The organism is Rhodococcus sp. DMF-1 (assembly GCF_021441945.1).
Taxonomy (GTDB): domain Bacteria; phylum Actinomycetota; class Actinomycetes; order Mycobacteriales; family Mycobacteriaceae; genus Rhodococcus; species Rhodococcus ruber.
The window spans coordinates 1,403,018-1,420,669 of record NZ_CP090442.1; the positions used below are offsets into that span (position 1 = coordinate 1,403,018).

Consider the following 17,652-nt stretch of genomic DNA (forward strand, 5'->3'; position numbering starts at 1 on the left):
TGTCGATGCCCGCGAGGCAGGCCAGGGCCTCGCGACTGGCTATGGGACGGCCGTCCGGCCGCACCTAGAATCGGGAGCGGCGTCGTGACGTGCCCGAATCCGTCCGCCGCGCCAGTCTCTGCAGGCCATACCCCAGGAGTTTGTTGCTGTGAGCAGCCCCGAGTCCGTCCCCACCACCGGTACCGCCCGCGTCAAGCGCGGCATGGCCGAGATGCTCAAGGGCGGCGTGATCATGGACGTGGTCACCCCCGAGCAGGCGAAGATCGCCGAGGACGCGGGTGCCGTCGCCGTCATGGCGCTCGAGCGCGTCCCCGCCGACATCCGCGCCCAGGGAGGCGTGTCCCGCATGTCCGACCCGGACATGATCGAAGGCATCATCGAGGCCGTGTCCATCCCCGTGATGGCCAAGGCGCGTATCGGTCACTTCGTCGAGGCACAGATCCTGCAGGCCCTCGGCGTGGACTACATCGACGAGTCGGAGGTGCTCACTCCCGCCGACTACGAGAACCACATCGACAAGTTCGCGTTCACCGTGCCGTTCGTGTGCGGCGCCACCAACCTCGGTGAAGCGCTGCGCCGGATCAACGAGGGCGCGGCGATGATCCGTTCCAAGGGTGAGGCCGGCACCGGCGACGTCTCCAACGCCACCACCCACATGCGGAAGATCCGGCAGGAGATCCGGCGGTTGACCTCCCTGCCGGAGGACGAGCTGTACGTCGCGGCCAAGGAACTGCAGGCCCCGTACGACCTGGTCGTCGAGGTCGCCCAGGCCGGCAAGCTGCCGGTGACCCTGTTCACGGCCGGGGGCATCGCCACCCCGGCGGACGCGGCGATGATGATGCAGCTCGGCGCCGAGGGCGTGTTCGTCGGTTCGGGCATCTTCAAGTCCGGCAACCCGGCCGAGCGTGCCGCCGCGATCGTCAAGGCCACCACCTTCTACGACGACCCGGGCGTGCTCGCGAAGGTCTCGCGCGGCCTGGGCGAGGCCATGGTCGGCATCAACGTCGACGACATCCCGGTGCCGCACCGCCTCGCCGAGCGAGGCTGGTGACCCGCACGACCGCCGGCTTTCCCGGGTGCGACGGGAGCCTCCACCGTGTCGGAGGCTCCCGTCGCTCCGTTCCGGGCACCTGCCGCTAGCCTGTCGCAGGACTGGGAAGGAGCCCGCATGGCGAAGATCGAGGAGATCCTGGCGCTCGAACATCTCGAGAAGAACATCTTCCGGGGCGTGGCGACGGAGACGTCGCTGCAACGCACCTTCGGGGGCCAGGTCGCCGGGCAGGCGCTGGTGTCCGCGGTGCGCACCGTCGATCCGGCGTACTCGGTGCATTCGTTGCACGGATACTTCGTCCGTCCCGGTAACCCGGCGAAGCCGATCGTGTATCTCGTCGACCCGATCCGCGACGGCCGGTCGTTCGGCACCCGGCGGGTGACTGCCGTTCAGGACGGGCAGGCGATCTTCACCATGTCCGCATCGTTCCACGTCCAGGACGAGGGCATCGAGCACCAGGACGAGATGCCCCCGGTGCCGGATCCCGAGGAACTCTCCGGCCTCGCGGACTCGGAGGACCCCGGAAACGAGTGGGCCAGGCGGGAATGGCCCGAGTGGGACCTGCGGCGGGTGCCGGAGGACCGCATCTTCCGGCGCACCGGCATCGTGTCCCAGCAGCAGGTGTGGTTCCGGGTCCGGGACCCGCTCCCGGACGACAACGTGCTGCACGTGTGCACCCTGGCGTACATGAGCGACATGACGTTGCTCGGTTCCGCGAGCGTCGCGCATCCCGACGAGAAGACCCAGGGCGCCTCCCTCGACCACGCCATGTGGTTCCTGCGCTCCTTCCGCGCCGACGACTGGTTGCTGTACGACCAGACCTCCCCGTCGGCCGGCTTCGGGCGGGCCCTGACACAGGGACGCATCTTCGACCGGAACGGGCGCATGGTCGCCGCGGTGGTACAAGAGGGATTGACCCGCTACCTGCGTTGATGAGCGGGTGCCCGGTTCCCGGTCCGTGAGCCGGGGCACCTCGGCCCGGCTGCTAGCGTGGACGTCCAGGTTCCGGGCGGGCGTTGCCCGTCCCCGACAGAACAGGCGACAGTGGAAAGTTCTCCGACCATCGGCGTGCTCGCTCTCCAAGGCGACGTCCGCGAGCACCTGACCGCACTCGAAGCGGCCGGCGCCCGCGCGATCGGCGTGCGCCGGCCCGGCGAGCTCGACGCCGTCGACGGCCTGGTGATCCCCGGTGGGGAGTCCACCACCATGAGCCGGCTGTTGCAGGTGTTCGACCTCCTCGAGCCGCTGCGTGCGCGCCTGAAGGCCGGGCTGCCCGCGTACGGATCCTGCGCCGGCATGATCCTGCTCGCCTCGCAGGTCCTCGACACCCGTCCGGACGCCGAGCATCTCGACGCCCTCGACATCACGGTCCGACGCAACGCCTTCGGTCGCCAGGTCGACTCGTTCGAGGCCGACCTCACCGTCGCGGGCATCGAGGGCGACCCGGTGCGTGCGGTGTTCATCCGGGCCCCCTGGGTGGAAGAGGTCGGCCCCGGCGTGGAAGTTCTGGCCACCGTCCCGGAGGGGCCGGCCGCCGGACGGGTCGTCGCCGTGCGCCAGGGCGCCGTGATGGCGACGTCGTTCCACCCGGAGGTCACCGGTGACCTCCGGGTGCACCGGCTGTTCGTCGACACCGTCCGTTCGGGGTCACTGCTCGCGGAGTAGAATCGACCCTCCGAACCAGTCGGACCCGGTCCGACCTCACCTCGCCGGAAGGGGCTCCAATCGAATGAGCGGCCACTCCAAATGGGCCACCACCAAGCACAAGAAGGCGGCCATCGACGCCAAGCGCGGCAAGATGTTCGCGAAGCTGATCAAGAACATCGAGGTGGCGGCCCGGACCGGCGGTGGTGACCCGGCGGGCAATCCGACGCTGTACGACGCCATCCAGAAGGCGAAGAAGAGCTCGGTCCCCAACGACAACATCGAGCGGGCCCGCAAGCGTGGCGCCGGTGAGGAAGCCGGCGGCGCGGACTGGCAGACGATCACCTACGAGGGCTACGGCCCCAGTGGCGTCGCCGTCCTCATCGAGTGCCTCACCGACAACCGCAACCGCGCGGCGGGCGAGGTCCGCACCGCGATGACCCGCAACGGCGGCAACATGGCCGACCCCGGTTCGGTGTCGTACCTGTTCACCCGCAAGGGTGTCGTCGTGCTCGAGAAGAACGGCCGCACCGAGGACGAGATTCTCGAGGTGGTGCTCGAGGCCGGTGCCGAGGAGATCAACGACCTCGGCGACAGCTTCGAGATCGTCTCCGAGGCGGGCGACCTCATCGCCGTGCGCACCGCGCTCGTCGAGGCGGGAATCGACTACGAATCGGCCGATCCGGACTTCCGGGCCTCGGTCGAGGTGCCCGTCGACGCGGAGAGCGCCCGCAAGGTGTTCAAGCTCGTCGACGCGCTCGAGGATTCCGATGACGTGCAGAACGTCTACACCAACGTCGACGTCTCCGACGAGGTCCTCGCCGAACTCGACGCCTGAGTCGGACGGCTCCCGGCCGGGGCTGCGTGTCGGTACCGCGACGCGCCGCCCCGGCCGCTATGCTCTCGAACAATTGTTCGTAGCGGTCGAGAGGTGAACGGGTGCGCGTGATGGGTGTGGACCCGGGACTGACGCGATGTGGTTTCGGCATCGTGGACACCGGTCGCGGGCGCGAGGTCGCTGCCGTCGCAGTGGATGTCATCCGCACACCTCCCGAGATGGACCTGCCGTCCCGGCTGCTGTGCATCTCCACGGCTGCCGAGGAGTGGCTCGACCGCTTCGAACCAGAGGTCGTCGCCGTCGAGCGGGTGTTCTCCCAGCACAACGTCCGTACCGCGATGGGCACCGCCCAGGCGGGGGGAGTGGTGGCGCTCTCCGCCGCCCGGCGCGGCATCCCGGTGGCCTTCCACACCCCGAGCCAGGTCAAGTCCGCCGTGACCGGAAACGGCTCGGCCGACAAGAAGCAGGTCACGGCGATGGTCACCAAGATCCTGGGCCTCGCCGCCGCCCCGAAGCCCGCGGACGCCGCGGACGCCCTCGCCCTGGCGATCTGCCACTGCTGGCGTGCGCCCATGCTCGCGCGCATGGCCGCCGCCGAAGCCGCCGCGGCCGAACAGAAACGACGGTACGAGGCGCGGCTGCGGGAACAGGCCGCCGCGCGGAAGGCAGGTGCACGGTGATCGCCTCGGTGCGCGGGGAAGTGCTCGAGATCGCCCTCGACCACGTCGTCATCGAATCCGCGGGGGTCGGCTACCGGATCCACGCCACGCCCGCCACCCTCGCCACGCTCCGTCGTGGCGAGGACACCCGCCTGGTCACGGCGATGATCGTGCGCGAGGACTCGATGACGCTGTACGGGTTCCCCGATCCCGACGCCCGGGACCTGTTCGGGTTGCTGCAGACGGTCTCCGGTGTCGGACCCCGACTCGCGATGGCCACCCTCGCGGTGCTCGATCCGGACTCGTTGCGTGCGGCCCTCGCCGACGGCAACACCGCTGCCCTGACCCGGGTCCCGGGCATCGGCAAACGCGGCGCCGAACGCATGGTCGTCGAACTACGGGACAAGGTGGCGGCGTACGCCGGCGCCTCCGCCCCGACGGCGGTGGTCGGCTCACCGATGCGGGACCAGGTGGTCGAGGCTCTCGTCGGGCTCGGTTTCCCCGTCAAGCAGGCGGAACAGTCCACCGACACGGTTCTCGCAGGTGACCCGCACGCCGACACCTCGACCGCGCTGCGGTCGGCGCTGGCTCTGCTGGGCAAGAGCCGATGATCGAGGACTTTCCCACCGAGGGAGCCTCGGACGAGGCTCCGATGACCGCCGAGTACACCGCCGGCGACGGCGACGTCGAGGCGAGTCTGCGGCCCAAGAATCTCGACGACTTCATCGGCCAGCCCCGGGTGCGGGAACAGCTGCAGCTGGTGCTGCGCGGGGCGAAGCTGCGCGGCGGCACCCCCGACCACATCCTGCTGTCCGGCCCACCGGGCCTGGGCAAGACGTCGATGGCCATGATCATCGCCGCCGAACTCGGGTCGTCGCTGCGGCTGACGTCGGGCCCCGCCCTGGAACGGGCCGGCGACCTGGCCGCGATGCTGTCCAACCTCGTCGAGGGGGACGTGCTGTTCATCGACGAGATCCACCGCATCGCGCGTCCCGCCGAGGAGATGCTGTACCTGGCGATGGAGGACTTCCGCGTCGACGTCGTCGTCGGCAAGGGTCCGGGTGCGACGTCGATCCCCCTCGAGGTGGCCCCGTTCACCCTCGTCGGAGCCACGACCCGTTCCGGGGCGCTGACCGGCCCGCTGCGCGACCGGTTCGGCTTCACCGCGCACATGGACTTCTACGAACCGGCGGAGCTACAGCAGATCCTGCTCCGCTCGGCCCGCATCCTCGGCATCGACCTGGGCGAGGAGGCGAGCGCCGAGATCGCCGGCCGTTCCCGCGGCACCCCGCGCATCGCCAACCGGCTGCTGCGACGGGTCCGCGACTACGCCGAGGTCCGCGCCGACGGCGTCATCACCCGCGAGATCGCCCGGGCCGCCCTCGCCGTCTACGACGTCGATGCGCTCGGCCTGGACCGACTCGACCGGGCCGTGCTGGGCGCGCTCGTCCGAAGTTTCGGGGGCGGACCGGTGGGCGTGTCCACCCTCGCGGTAGCCGTCGGTGAGGAGCCCGGCACCGTCGAGGAGGTGTGCGAGCCGTTTCTGGTGCGGGCGGGCATGATCGCGCGTACCCCGCGCGGGCGGGTCGCGACCCAGGCGGCGTGGCTGCAACTCGGGCTGACCCCGCCGCCGGAGGCCGCAACCGGCGGCATCGAGGTGCGGGCCCGCGAACCGCAGCCCGGCCTGTTCGACGACGACTGACCGCTCCGCCACCGGCGCCGGTACAGCAGCCGCGCCGGTAATGGCACACTGGTCTACTGCGCCGGTCCGCGACGACCGGCGCCCGATGCCGGACGACTTCGAGGACTGACTTCAACGATGGAACTGCTCTTCCCGCTGCTGATCCTTGCCCTGCTGGTGCCGACCTTCCTCGGCATCCGGCGCCAGAAGAAGGAGATGCAGAAGACCGCGGAACTGCAGGATGCGTTGCAGGTCGGCGACCGGGTGATGACCACGGCGGGACTGCACGCCACCATCACCGCGCTCACCGACACCACCGTGGAGCTCGAGATCGCACCCGGCGTGGTGACCACCTGGGCCCGGGTCGTGGTCCGTGAGCGGATCACCGATCAAGGCTCGGCGGACGAGACCGGTGGACTCTCGCTCGACAAGGGCGACGACACCGAGCCGCCGGCCGGGCGGCCGACCGAGCACTGAAGAACCGAGCACTGAAGAACCGAGCACCGAACAACCGAGCACCGAAGAACCGAGCACCGAACGGCCGGACTCTGCCCGGTCGACATCCCGGCCGATGTGCGGGCCGGGCGGGGGCCGCGCCCGACGGGTGCGATGGCCCCGTGACCAGCGCATCACTCACTCGCATCGAGGAGACTGACAGACCGTGGCACCTTCCAACGGATCGGTGCATCCAGTTCGCTCCCTCGCCCTGTTCGGGGCGATCCTGGTGGCGCTGTATGCACTGATCTTCTTCACCGGGGACAAATCGGCGACGCCGAAGCTCGGCATCGACCTGCAGGGCGGCACCCGAGTAACCCTCACCGCCCGCACCCCGGACGGCAGTGCGCCCAGCCAGGACAGTCTCCGGCAGGCCCAGCAGATCATCGAGACCCGCGTGAACGGTCTCGGCGTGTCCGGTTCCGAGGTCGTCATCGACGGGGACAACCTGGTGATCACGGTGCCCGGCGACGACAGCTCGCAGGCCCGGACCCTCGGTCAGACCGCGCGCCTGTACATCCGGCCCGTGATCGGCCAGCCCATTGCGAGCGCGAACTCCGCTCAGCCCGCGCCCGCGGACTCCCCGGCTCCCGTTCCCGGGACGCCGGCACCCGGCGCCGCGACGCCCGCCCCGGAACCGGCCGCACCGGAACCGCAAGGCCGGCCGTTCCCGGCGCAGGATCCCACCGACACCCCGACCCCCGACACCCCGACCCCCGACAGCCCGGAGACCGGCACCCCGGCACCCGCCACGGACACCCCGGCCCCCGCTCCCGCGGAGGACCTCGACCCGCAGGCCCGGGCGGCCGCGGACATCGCGGCGGCGAAGGAGACGCGGCAGAGCGAGGACCCGGCCGTCCTGCAGGAGGCCATGGCCACCCTGGACTGCTCGGCCGCTGACCCGCTCGCCGGCAACGACGATCCGGCCAAGCCGCTGGTGGCCTGCTCCACCGACGGCACCGCCGTCTATCTGCTCGGCCCGAGCATCATCGACGGTCAGCAGATCACCGACGCGTCCGCCGGCTACAACTCCCAGCAGTCCCGCTACGAGGTCAGCCTGACGTTCGACTCCGAGGGCAGCAGCACCTGGGCGCAGTTCACCGCCGCCAACATCGGCCAGCAGGCTGCGTTCGTCCTCGACTCCAAGGTGGTCAGTGCGCCCGTCATCCAGGGCGCCACCCCCGCCGGAAGCGCAACCTCCATCACCGGCAACTTCAGCAACACCGAGGCCACCGAGCTCGCCAACACCCTCAAGTACGGCTCGCTGCCCCTGTCCTTCGCGGCGTCGGAGGCCGAGACGGTGTCCGCAACCCTCGGTCTGGCGTCCCTCGAGGCCGGGCTGATCGCCGGCGTCGTCGGACTGCTCCTGGTGCTGATCTACAGCCTCGTGTACTACCGCATGCTCGGGGTACTCGTCGCGCTGTCGCTGGTGATGTCCGGCCTCGCCGTGTACGCGGTGATGGTGCTGCTCGGCCGCTACATCAACTTCACCCTCGATCTCGCGGGCATCGCCGGCCTGATCATCGGTATCGGCATGACCGCCGATTCGTTCGTGGTCTTCTTCGAACGCATCAAGGACGAGATCCGTGAAGGACGCAGCTTCCGCTCCGCCGTGCCCCGCGGCTGGGCGCGGGCCCGCCGGACCATCCTGTCCGGCAACGCCGTGAGCTTCATCGCGGCCGCGGTGCTCTACATCCTCGCGGTCGGCCAGGTCCGTGGCTTCGCGTTCACGCTGGGTCTGACCACCATCCTCGACGTCGTGGTCGTGTTCCTCGTGACCTGGCCGCTGGTGCACCTCGCGTCGAAGTCGAAGTTCTGGTCCAAGCCGAGCGTGAACGGTCTCGGCGCCATTCAGCAGGTCGCCCGTGAGCGCCAGCTCGCGGCTGCCTCGGCGAAGGAGGCGTGACGATGACCGACACCACCACGACCGCACCCCGGCACAGCACCCTCTCGCGCCTCTACACCGGCACGGGCGCGTTCGAGATCGTCGGCCGCCGCAAGTTCTACTATCTGCTCACCGGCGCCATCGTGCTGGTGGCGCTGCTGAGCATGCTGATCCGCGGTTTCACCTGGGGCATCGACTTCGAGGGCGGCACCCGCATCCAGCTCCCGGCCGCCGAGGGCGTCACCACCGAACAGGTGGAGACGGTGTACTCCGACACCCTCGGCGCGGAACCCGAATCGGTGCAGACCGTCGGGTCCGGCGCCGGCGCCTCCATCCAGATCCGGTCGGAAGCCCTCGACCTGGAACAGGTCCGGGCGCTGCAGAACGCGCTCTACGACGAGTTCCAGCCCACCGGGCCCGACGGCGTGCCGTCGCGCGACGCGATCAGCGTCGCCGACGTCAGCGAGACGTGGGGCGGACAGATCACCCAGAAGGCCCTCATCGCACTCGCGGTGTTCCTGGTGCTCGTCAGCATCTACATCGCGGTGCGCTACGAGCGGGACATGGCACTCGCGGCGCTGGCCGCGCTGTTCTTCGACATGATCGTGACCGCGGGGGTGTACTCCCTCGTCGGCTTCGAGGTCACCCCGGCCACCGTCATCGGCCTGCTCACCATCCTCGGCTTCTCGCTGTACGACTCCGTGGTGGTGTTCGACAAGGTCGAGGAGAACACCCGCGGCATTCTGCACCTGCATCGACGGACCTACGCCGAGCAGGCCAACCTCGCCGTCAACCAGACCCTCATGCGGTCGATCAACACCACCGTCATCTCGGTGCTGCCGGTGCTCGCGCTGATGGTGATCGCGGTGTGGCTGCTCGGCGTCGGCACCCTCAAGGACCTCGCCCTCGTCCAGCTGGTCGGCATCGTGGTCGGCGCCTACTCGTCGATCTTCTTCGCGACGCCGCTGCTGGTGACGCTCAAGGAGTGGCGCGGGCCGGTGGCGGCGCACACCCGCAAAGTGCTGGCCAAGCGCGACGCCGCGCAGTCGCGTTCGGTGCCGTCCGGTGAGAAGACCGTCGGCGCGCACGCCGCTGCGGCACCGATGTCCGTGACCGAGCGCGGCGCGGTGGCCACGACGGCGGGTGCCGGTGCTCCCCGGGTGGCCGAACGCACCCCCAGACCGGGGGTCCGCCCCACCGGGAAGCGCGCCAAGAGAAGGCACTGACATGTCGGCACCCGAGCACACCCGGCGCCGCCGGTCGGTCCGCGCGGCCCTTGCGGCGACGGCTGCTGCAGCAGCACTCGCCGCGACGATCGTGGCCTGCGGCACGACGGAGGAGTCTCTGCCCTCCATCGGGTACGCACTCGACAACACGGTCACCACCTACAACGCCAACACCGTCGACGGCGCCGCCTCGGGAGCCCGGCAGGCCCTGGCCCGTGTGCTGCCCGGGTTCGGCTACGTCGATCCGGCCGGCCAGGTGATCTCCGACACCGACATCGGGACGGCCACCGTCGTCGCGCAGGACCCGCTGACCGTCCAGTACCGGCTGTCCCCGGACTCCGTGTACTCGGACGGGGTGCCGATGTCGTGCGACGACCTGGTGCTGACCTGGGCGGCCGCCAGTGGGCGATTCACCGCTCCCGACGCGTCGGGAGCAGCGGAGAACCTGTTTGCCGCCGCGCGACGCTCGGGTTATGTCGACATCGAACGGATCGACTGCCAGACCGGATCCAAAGACGCCACCGTCGTCTTCCGCACAGGCCGCGCCTACGCCGACTGGCGGGCCCTGTTCGGCGCCACCGAACTGATGCCTGCGCACGTCGCGGCCCGCGTCTCGGGGGTGCCCGACGTGGTCGCCGCAATCGGCGGCGGCGACGTCGAGGCGCTGCGCCGGCTCGCCGACTTCTGGAACACGGGATGGAACCTGACCCCGGGCGCGGTGGATCTGTCGCTGCTGCCGGCCTCGGGTCCCTACCGGATCGAGTCGTTCACCGTCGAGGACGGACTCGTCCTCGTCGCGAACGAGCGCTGGTGGGGCAACAAGCCCGGCACCGACCGGATCGTGGTGTGGCCGCGCGGCACCGACGCCGCCGCAGCCGCCTCCGACGGCCGCGTCCACGTCGTCGACGCCGCCACCGGAGCCCTGGACCTGTCGCTCGGCGACGACGCGGAAACGACGGACACGGCCTCGCGCAACGTCGAACAGCTCGTGCTGGGCACCGAGGGCGGGAGCCTCGGCGCCCCCGCCGCGCGCCGGGCGTTCGCGCTGTGCGTGCCCCGGTCGCAGTTGTTCGACGAGTTCGGCCGGGTCGGGGACGTCCCCGCCACCGGTCTCGGTTCCGGGACCACCTCGTCGCGGCTGCTGCCCGCCGACTCGCCCCTGTACCCGGGTGTGTCCGGGCCCGCGGCCCGCTACGACGAGGCGGACACGACCGCGGCGCAGGCCGAGCTCGCCGCGGCCGGGACGGACCGCATCACCGTGCGGATCGGGTACCTCGGTCCCGACCCGCGCCGCGCCCGCACCGTCGAACTGATCGCCCAGTCCTGTCGCGAGGCCGGCATCGAGGTGGTCGACGCCGCCTCCGACACGTTCACGCCGTCGCAGCTCGCGGCGGGTCAGGTCGACGCCGTACTGGCCGGGACCGCCGCCGCCGCGGGCGCGGGCGGCACGGCCGACATGCAGGACGCCCGCGGTTCCCTCAACTCCGCCGCCGGCGCCAACGTCGGTCGCTTCGCCGATGCCCGAGTCGACCGGATCCTCGATGCCCTCGCCGTGACCACCGACGACGCCACGATTTCCGGCCTGGTCGGCGAGGCCGAGACGATCCTGTGGACCGAGATGCCGACCCTGCCGCTGTACGCGCAGCCCCGGGAGACGACCTTCGCCGGCGGCCTTCGTGCCGCCGTCGTCAACGCCAGCGCCGCCGGTGCGGGCTGGAACATGGACAGGTGGATCCTCAACCGATGAGCAGCCTTCCCGCCGGAGCGCACGCGCTGATGGACCGTGCCGCCACAGCGGTCACCGCCCACACCCGCTGGGTCGACGACTTCCCGACACCCGGGGTCCGCTTCGCCGACCTGACCCCGGTCTTCGCCGACGGCGAGGCGTTCGGGGCGGTGATCGCGGCGCTGGCCGCCACCGCACCCGATGCGGAACTGGTGGCCGGGGTCGACGCCCGCGGCTTCCTGCTCGGCGGCGGGATCGCCCACGCACTGGGCACCGGCGTCCTCGCGGTGCGCAAGGCCGGCAAGCTGCCCCCGCCGGTGAACACCCGCGAGTACTCGCTCGAGTACGGCACCGCGGCGATCGAGATTCCGCAGGATTCGGTTCGGCTGCGCGGCCGACGGGTACTCGTCGTCGACGACGTGCTGGCGACCGGCGGCACCCTCTCGGCGACGGCGGAGTTGCTCGACGCGGCCGGCGCTCTCGTCGTCGCGGTGGCCGTGGTCACCGAGATCGAGGTTCTCGGCGGGCGCGCGCGGCTGGAAAAGTACCCGGTGACGTCATTGGTCCGGCTCTGAGAGCTAGAGTTGGCGCAGGTGCCGGTGGTTCCGGACGACGAGGAATGCGCGACGGTACGCCCGGTGTGCATCGGCGACGGGAGGTGTGGGCATGACCCAGAATCTTGATCGGTCCCAGAACTCCGGTCCGACCCCGACCTCGGCATCCACCTCGGCGTCCCGCCGGGTGCGGGCCAGGCTGGCGCGCCGCATCACCGGGCAGCGCAGCACCAACCTCAAGCCGGTGCTCGAGCCGCTGGTCACGATCCATCGCGAGCTGTACCCGAAAGCCGACCTGTCGGAGCTGCAGCGCGCCTACGACGTGGCGGAGGAGCGGCATGCGTCGCAGAAGCGCAAGTCCGGTGACCCGTACATCACCCACCCCCTCGCGGTCGCGACGATCCTCGCCGAACTCGGCATGGACACCACGACGCTGATCGCGGCGCTGCTGCACGACACCGTCGAGGACACCGGCTACAGCCTCGAACAACTCACCGCCGAGTTCGGCGAGGAGGTCGCCCACCTCGTCGACGGTGTCACCAAACTGGACAAGGTGGTGCTCGGCACCGCGGCCGAGGGCGAGACCATCCGCAAGATGATCATCGCGATGGCACGCGACCCCCGGGTCCTGGTGATCAAGGTCGCCGATCGACTGCACAACATGCGCACCATGCGCTTCCTGCCGCCGGAGAAGCAGGCCCGCAAGGCACGCGAGACCCTCGAGGTGATCGCTCCGCTCGCGCACCGTCTCGGCATGGCCACGGTCAAGTGGGAACTCGAGGACCTGTCCTTCGCGATCCTGCATCCGAAGAAGTACGAGGAGATCGTCCGGCTCGTCGCCACCCGGGCGCCGTCGCGCGACACCTACCTGGCCAAGGTCCGCGCGGAGATCAACTCGACGCTCTCGGCGTCGCGGATCGAGGCCACCGTCGAGGGCCGGCCGAAGCACTACTGGTCGATCTACCAGAAGATGATCGTCAAGGGCCGCGACTTCGACGACATCCACGACCTGGTCGGCGTGCGAATCCTGTGCAACGAGATCCGCGACTGCTACGCCGCAGTGGGTGTCGTGCACTCGCTGTGGCAGCCGATGGCAGGCCGCTTCAAGGACTACATCGCCCAGCCGCGGTTCGGGGTGTACCAGTCGCTGCACACCACGGTGATCGGCCCCGAGGGCAAGCCGCTCGAGGTGCAGATCCGGACCCGGGAGATGCACCGCACCGCCGAGTTCGGCATCGCCGCGCACTGGCGGTACAAGGAGACCAAGGGCAAGCACTCGGGCGACGCCGCCGAACTCGACGACATGGCGTGGATGCGGCAGTTGCTCGACTGGCAGCGTGAGGCCGCCGACCCCGGCGAGTTCCTCGAGTCGCTGCGTTACGACCTCGCGGTGAAGGAGATCTTCGTCTTCACCCCCAAGGGGGACGTGATCACGTTGCCGTCCGGGTCGACCCCGGTGGACTTCGCGTACGCCGTGCACACCGAGGTGGGGCACCGCTGCATCGGCGCACGGGTCAACGGCCGGCTCGTCGCGCTCGAGCGCAAACTCGAGAACGGCGAGGTCGTCGAGGTCTTCACTTCCAAGGATCCCAACGCCGGGCCGAGCCGCGACTGGCAGTCCTTCGTGGTCTCGCCACGTGCGAAGGCCAAGATCCGGCAGTGGTTCGCGAAGGAACGCCGCGAAGAGGCGCTCGAGACCGGCAAGGACGCCATCGGCAAGGAGGTCAAGCGCGTCGGGTTGCCGCTGCAGCGCCTGATGAACGCGGACCTGATGCAGGCGGTGGCAAAGGAACTGCGGTACGCCGACGTATCGGCGCTCTACACCGCGGTCGGGGAGCACCATGTCTCGGCGCACCACGTCGTGCAGCGTCTCGTCGCGCTCCTCGGCGGGGTCGGTGGGGTCGAGGAGGAACTCGCGGAACGGGCCACGCCGTCGTCCATTCCGACCCGGTCCCGGCAGAGCGGCGACTCCGGCATCCTCGTGCCCGGCGCCCCGGGCACGGTGTCGAAACTGGCCAAGTGCTGCACCCCGGTACCCGGCGACGAGATCATGGGCTTCGTCACCCGTACCGGCTCGGTGAGCGTGCACCGCACCGACTGCACCAACGCCGGATCCCTGCAGCAGCAGGCCGAGCGGATCATCGACGTCGAGTGGGCACCGTCGCCGTCGTCGGTGTTCCTCGTGGCCATCCAGATCGAGGCGCTGGACCGGCACCGGCTGCTCTCGGATGTCACGAAGGCCCTCGCCGACGAGAAGGTGAACATCCTGTCGGCGTCGGTGACCACGACGGGCGACCGGGTCGCGGTGAGCCGCTTCACCTTCGAGATGGGAGACCCCAAGCATCTGGGCCACGTCCTCAACGTCGTCCGCAACGTGGAGGGCGTCTACGACGTGTACCGGGTGACCTCCGCGGCGTAGGCCGGTTCCGGGGCCGCGCCGGTCGCGCCTCATCCCACGTCGGTGATGACGAGCGGAGCGAGGGGGCGCCCGCCGCCGAGCGGGCTCGAGCCGTCGTTGCCGGCCGCGGCGACCTCCTCGAGCACCGGCAGGCCCGGTTCGGCGACGGTACCGAACACCGAGTACTGCGGATGGAGCAGCGAGTCGCCGAAGACGAGCAGGAACTGGCTGCCGTTGCTGTCCCGGTGCCCGGCGCCTGCCATCGCGACGGTGCCGCGTGGATACACGACCGGGGCGGGCAGATAGCCGTTCTCCCCGCGGACGACCGTGACGGGGTACTCGTCGGCGAACGTGTAGCCGGGCCCGCCCACCCCGGATCCGCTCGGATCGCCGCACCGGAGCATCTGCATGCCCGGTTCGTCCGTCACGTGATGACACTGCGTCCCGTCGAAGAAGCCCTGCCGCGCGAGACCGGCGAAGCTGTGCACCGCGCACGGGGCTGCGGCGCGCTCGAGAACCAACGGGACCGGTCCCGCGGAGGTCGTCAGCGTGAGCTCCACCGTTCCGGTCGCAGGCACGGACGTCGATCCGGGCATGGTCGCCGTCCGCGCCGCCGGTCCGGCGGCAGGATACGTGCAGGTGACCGTGGCGGCACCCGGTTCGGGACGCGGCGGCAGAGCGGCATAGGCGGACGGGTCGAACCCGGCGGGCCCGGCGACCGTAGCGGTCGTCGTCGCCCGCAGCGCGGCAGGGGCGGGCGCGGTCGCGGACGCGGCACACGCTGCGGTCGCGAGTGCCACGGCCACGCTCAGGGCCGCACGCACAGCGATGGAGGTACCAGAGGTCACAGACACGGCACAGTAGACGATCCCGTCACAAACCGACAGACCCCTGCCCGCGGCGGGGACGCGAACGCCCCGCTCACCGGCGGGTGGGCGGGGCGTTGCGGAACGCGCCGGGTCAGGCCGTGCGGACGGCGGTCAGCGTCGTCGTCGCGGCCGGTGGGCCGTCGGGTCCGCCGCCGTCCACCCCGGCCGCGGCGATCTCGTCGAGCGTCGCCAGGCCGGTCTCGTCGATGGTGCCGAACACGGTGTACTGCGGCGGCAGGATCGAGTCGCCGTACACGAGGAAGAACTGGCTGCCGTTGGTGCCGGGGCCGGCGTTGGCCATCGCGAGCGTGCCCCGCGGGTAGACCATCGGATTCTGCGCCTGTGGATCTCCGGGCGCGTACTGGTCGGTGGGGAACTCGTTGGCGAACTCGTAGCCCGGTCCACCGGTGCCCGTGGCGGTGGGATCGCCGCACTGCAGCACCGACAGCGTCGGGTCGGTGGTCAGGCGGTGGCAGTCGGTGTCGTCGAAATATCCCTGCGACGCGAGCGACAGGAAACTGTTGACGGTGCACGGGGACAGCTCGCCCCGGAGAGTCAGGCCGATGTCGCCCTGGGTGGTGGTGACGGTGACGCCGGTGTCGGTGGTGGGGACATTCTCGGCGCGCGGCGGCTGCGCCGGCTTCGCGGCCGTCCGTCCGTCCGACGGGTACGCGCAGCTCACCGTCTCGGGCAGCGGCTCGGCACGCTGGACGGGCAAGGCGGGGAAGTCGGACAGCGACGGGGCGGACGTCGGCGCCGCGGCGCTCGTCGCGGTCGCGGACCCGCCGTCCGGATCGTCCGAGCACCCCGCGAGCAGCAGCGCCACGCCCACTCCGGCCACGGCCGTCCGGGCGACGACGGATCGAGTACGAGTCATCAGTCCATCCTGACACTGGTCAGCGAGATCGGCTGGGCCGGCGCGCCGTCCTGGCCGCCGCCCTCGACCCCGCCCGCGGCGACCTTGTCGAGGGTCGCGAGGCCGGTCTCGTCGATGGTGCCGAACACGGTGTACTGCGGCGGCAGGACCGAGTCGCCGTACACGAGGAAGAACTGGCTGCCGTTGGTGTCGGCGCCGGCGTTGGCCATCGCGACGGTCCCGCGGGGATAGGTCAACGGCTGCGTGGCCGCCGGATCCTCGGGTGCGTACTGGTCGGTGGGGAACTCGTTGGCGAACTGGTAGCCGGGACCGCCGGCCCCGGTGCCGGTGGGGTCGCCGCACTGCAGCACGGCCAGCGTGTCGGACGTGGTCAGGCGGTGGCAGGCGGTGTCGTCGAAGTACCCCTGCGACGCCAGCGACAGGAAGTTGTTGACCGTGCACGGGGAGGTGTCGTTCTGCAGGACCAGCCCGATGTTGCCCTGGGTGGTCTCCACGCTGACGCTGATGTCGGTGTTGCCCTCCCCGGTGGTGAGGATGCCGTCCGTGCGGGGCGGCTGCACGGGCCTGGCGGGCTCACCGGCGGCCGGATAGGCACAGGTCACGGATTCGGGCAACGGTTCGGACCGGGCCGCCGGCAGCGCTCCGAACTCCGGCGGCGCCGGCTCGGTCGTCTCCGACGCCGCGGTCGAGTCCGCGCCGTCGTCGCGGGTGAGCATCCAGACACCGACGCCGGCCGCGACGACCGCGACCACACCGAGCGCGGACAGGCCGATGGTGAGCTGGCGGCGCTTGCGCGCCCGCTGGGCCCGTCGTTCGAGCTGCCGCTCGAGTTTGCGTTTGGCGGCCTGGCGCCGCTGTGCGTTACTCGGCACTGCAGTAGTCCTCCCGTAACCGATCGTCGTTGCCGGATCCATCGTCGCCGCTGGCCCCCGGCTCGAGCCGGATCGAGTCTGCCACCCCAACCTGAGAGCCGGTCGCCGGGGAGCCCGGCCTAGGCTGTAGGAGCCACACCGAGGCCCACACCGTAGGAGCGATGCCCGTGCTCGTCACCGGATTCCCCGCCGGGATGTTCCAGACGAACTGCTACATCCTCGCGCAGGACGACGCCGAGGACTGCGTCGTCGTCGACCCCGGACAGGATGCCGCCGAGCCCCTCGCGGACTTTCTGACCCGGTCCGGGTTGACGCCGCGCGCGGTGCTGCTCACCCACGGGCATCTCGACCACATCTGGTCGGCGCAGGCCGTCGCCGACCGCTACGACATCCCGGCCTACATCCATCCCGAGGACCGCTACATGCTGACCGATCCCGGTCGCGGTATCGGCCCGACGCTGAAGCCGTTCCTCGAAGGCGCCGAATTCACCGAGCCGCGCACCGTGATCGAACTGGCCGACGGCGATCAGGTCGAGCACGCCGGCATCCGGTTCGTCGTCGATCACACCCCGGGGCACACCCAGGGTTCGGTGGTGCTGCGCACCCACGCGACGACCGCCGACGGCGACGACGTCGAGATCGCCCTCACCGGCGACACCCTGTTCCAGGGTTCGATCGGCCGCACCGATCTGCCGGGCGGCGACCACGAACAGCTGCTCGCCTCCATCGCGGCGAAACTGCTCGTGCGCGACGACTCCACCGCGATCCTGCCCGGACACGGCCCGACCAGCACCATCGGTCAGGAGCGGACGTCGAACCCCTTTCTGGCCGGGCTGACCGGCTCCCGCTGACCCGGCCTCCCGACCCACCGACGAGA

17 protein-coding genes are annotated in these 17,652 nt (G+C 70.6%); 14 read left to right on the plus strand and 3 right to left on the minus strand.

The window, feature by feature from the left end:
• The first annotated feature begins 148 nt into the window (after window positions 1-148).
• The 13 genes from pdxS (at window position 149) to LZP97_RS06605 (ending at window position 14,178) form a co-directional block, all read left to right on the plus strand.
• Window positions 149-1,051: a pyridoxal 5'-phosphate synthase lyase subunit PdxS gene (gene pdxS / locus LZP97_RS06545; RefSeq protein WP_010596840.1), complete on the plus strand. Its 903-nt coding sequence runs from the start codon at window positions 149-151 to the stop codon at window positions 1,049-1,051.
• 117 nt (window positions 1,052-1,168) lie between these two features.
• Complete coding sequence (locus LZP97_RS06550; protein ID WP_010596841.1) at window positions 1,169-1,984, plus strand: acyl-CoA thioesterase; 816 nt, start codon at window positions 1,169-1,171, stop codon at window positions 1,982-1,984.
• Between the two features lie 111 nt (window positions 1,985-2,095).
• Window positions 2,096-2,716, plus strand: coding sequence for a pyridoxal 5'-phosphate synthase glutaminase subunit PdxT (pdxT, locus tag LZP97_RS06555; protein WP_026137913.1), 621 nt, complete (start codon window positions 2,096-2,098; stop codon window positions 2,714-2,716).
• A 64-nt stretch (window positions 2,717-2,780) separates the two neighbouring features.
• Window positions 2,781-3,533 (plus strand): YebC/PmpR family DNA-binding transcriptional regulator, encoded by a 753-nt coding sequence (locus LZP97_RS06560; RefSeq protein ID WP_010596843.1) that lies wholly within the window; start codon window positions 2,781-2,783, stop codon window positions 3,531-3,533.
• A gap of 101 nt (window positions 3,534-3,634) precedes the next feature.
• Window positions 3,635-4,213, plus strand: coding sequence for a crossover junction endodeoxyribonuclease RuvC (gene ruvC, locus LZP97_RS06565; RefSeq protein WP_017681352.1), 579 nt, complete (start codon window positions 3,635-3,637; stop codon window positions 4,211-4,213).
• A complete protein-coding gene (gene ruvA, locus LZP97_RS06570; protein WP_010596845.1) occupies window positions 4,210-4,803 on the plus strand; it encodes a Holliday junction branch migration protein RuvA in 594 nt (197 codons plus the stop codon). Before ruvC ends, ruvA begins: the two co-directional genes overlap by 4 nt.
• On the plus strand, window positions 4,800-5,894 hold the full coding sequence (gene ruvB, locus LZP97_RS06575; protein WP_010596846.1) for a Holliday junction branch migration DNA helicase RuvB: 1,095 nt from the start codon (window positions 4,800-4,802) through the stop codon (window positions 5,892-5,894). The genes ruvA and ruvB overlap by 4 nt, the downstream gene beginning before the upstream one ends.
• Before the next feature lie 117 nt (window positions 5,895-6,011).
• Complete coding sequence (yajC, locus tag LZP97_RS06580) at window positions 6,012-6,350, plus strand: preprotein translocase subunit YajC (protein ID WP_010596847.1); 339 nt, start codon at window positions 6,012-6,014, stop codon at window positions 6,348-6,350.
• A 184-nt stretch (window positions 6,351-6,534) separates the two neighbouring features.
• Window positions 6,535-8,274 carry a protein translocase subunit SecD gene (gene secD, locus LZP97_RS06585; protein ID WP_040271183.1) on the plus strand — a complete coding sequence of 580 codons (1,740 nt, stop codon included), beginning with the start codon at window positions 6,535-6,537 and terminating at the stop codon, window positions 8,272-8,274.
• A 2-nt stretch (window positions 8,275-8,276) separates the two neighbouring features.
• Complete coding sequence (gene secF, locus LZP97_RS06590; RefSeq protein WP_225223261.1) at window positions 8,277-9,479, plus strand: protein translocase subunit SecF; 1,203 nt, start codon at window positions 8,277-8,279, stop codon at window positions 9,477-9,479.
• 1 nt (window position 9,480) lies between these two features.
• Entirely contained in the window at window positions 9,481-11,226 is a 1,746-nt protein-coding gene (locus LZP97_RS06595; protein ID WP_234574992.1) for an ABC transporter substrate-binding protein, read from the plus strand.
• Window positions 11,223-11,780 (plus strand): adenine phosphoribosyltransferase, encoded by a 558-nt coding sequence (locus LZP97_RS06600; RefSeq protein WP_010596851.1) that lies wholly within the window; start codon window positions 11,223-11,225, stop codon window positions 11,778-11,780. Before LZP97_RS06595 ends, LZP97_RS06600 begins: the two co-directional genes overlap by 4 nt.
• A 91-nt stretch (window positions 11,781-11,871) precedes the next feature.
• Window positions 11,872-14,178, plus strand: a complete 2,307-nt coding sequence (locus tag LZP97_RS06605) for a RelA/SpoT family protein (RefSeq protein ID WP_026137911.1) — start codon at window positions 11,872-11,874, stop codon at window positions 14,176-14,178.
• A 29-nt stretch (window positions 14,179-14,207) separates the two neighbouring features.
• On the opposite strand, the gene LZP97_RS06610 is transcribed toward LZP97_RS06605, so the two are convergent.
• From LZP97_RS06610 to LZP97_RS06620, 3 genes are all read right to left on the minus strand, one after another.
• Window positions 14,208-15,005 (minus strand): peptidylprolyl isomerase, encoded by a 798-nt coding sequence (locus LZP97_RS06610; protein WP_228287157.1) that lies wholly within the window; start codon window positions 15,003-15,005, stop codon window positions 14,208-14,210.
• A 112-nt stretch (window positions 15,006-15,117) separates the two neighbouring features.
• Complete coding sequence (locus tag LZP97_RS06615) at window positions 15,118-15,903, minus strand: peptidylprolyl isomerase (protein ID WP_010596855.1); 786 nt, start codon at window positions 15,901-15,903, stop codon at window positions 15,118-15,120.
• Window positions 15,903-16,775: a peptidylprolyl isomerase gene (locus LZP97_RS06620; protein WP_010596856.1), complete on the minus strand. Its 873-nt coding sequence runs from the start codon at window positions 16,773-16,775 to the stop codon at window positions 15,903-15,905. The genes LZP97_RS06615 and LZP97_RS06620 overlap by 1 nt, the downstream gene beginning before the upstream one ends.
• A gap of 167 nt (window positions 16,776-16,942) precedes the next feature.
• On the opposite strand from LZP97_RS06620, the gene LZP97_RS06625 reads away from it, so the two are divergent.
• Window positions 16,943-17,626, plus strand: coding sequence for an MBL fold metallo-hydrolase (locus tag LZP97_RS06625; protein ID WP_026137910.1), 684 nt, complete (start codon window positions 16,943-16,945; stop codon window positions 17,624-17,626).
• Window positions 17,627-17,652: the final 26 nt, after the last annotated feature.

Bases quoted from the DNA above. Each gene is read 5' to 3' on its own strand.
- LZP97_RS06550 (WP_010596841.1), top strand. From the start codon at position 1,169: ATGGCGAAGATCGAGGAGATCCTGGCGCTCGAACATCTCGAGAAGAAC.
- LZP97_RS06560 (WP_010596843.1), top strand. From the start codon at position 2,781: ATGAGCGGCCACTCCAAATGGGCCACCACCAAGCACAAGAAGGCGGCC.
- ruvB (WP_010596846.1), top strand. From the start codon at position 4,800: ATGATCGAGGACTTTCCCACCGAGGGAGCCTCGGACGAGGCTCCGATG.
- yajC (WP_010596847.1), top strand. From the start codon at position 6,012: ATGGAACTGCTCTTCCCGCTGCTGATCCTTGCCCTGCTGGTGCCGACC.
- secF (WP_225223261.1), top strand. From the start codon at position 8,277: ATGACCGACACCACCACGACCGCACCCCGGCACAGCACCCTCTCGCGC.
- LZP97_RS06595 (WP_234574992.1), top strand. From the start codon at position 9,481: ATGTCGGCACCCGAGCACACCCGGCGCCGCCGGTCGGTCCGCGCGGCC.
- LZP97_RS06600 (WP_010596851.1), top strand. From the start codon at position 11,223: ATGAGCAGCCTTCCCGCCGGAGCGCACGCGCTGATGGACCGTGCCGCC.
- LZP97_RS06605 (WP_026137911.1), top strand. From the start codon at position 11,872: ATGACCCAGAATCTTGATCGGTCCCAGAACTCCGGTCCGACCCCGACC.
- LZP97_RS06615 (WP_010596855.1), bottom strand. From the start codon at position 15,903: ATGACTCGTACTCGATCCGTCGTCGCCCGGACGGCCGTGGCCGGAGTG.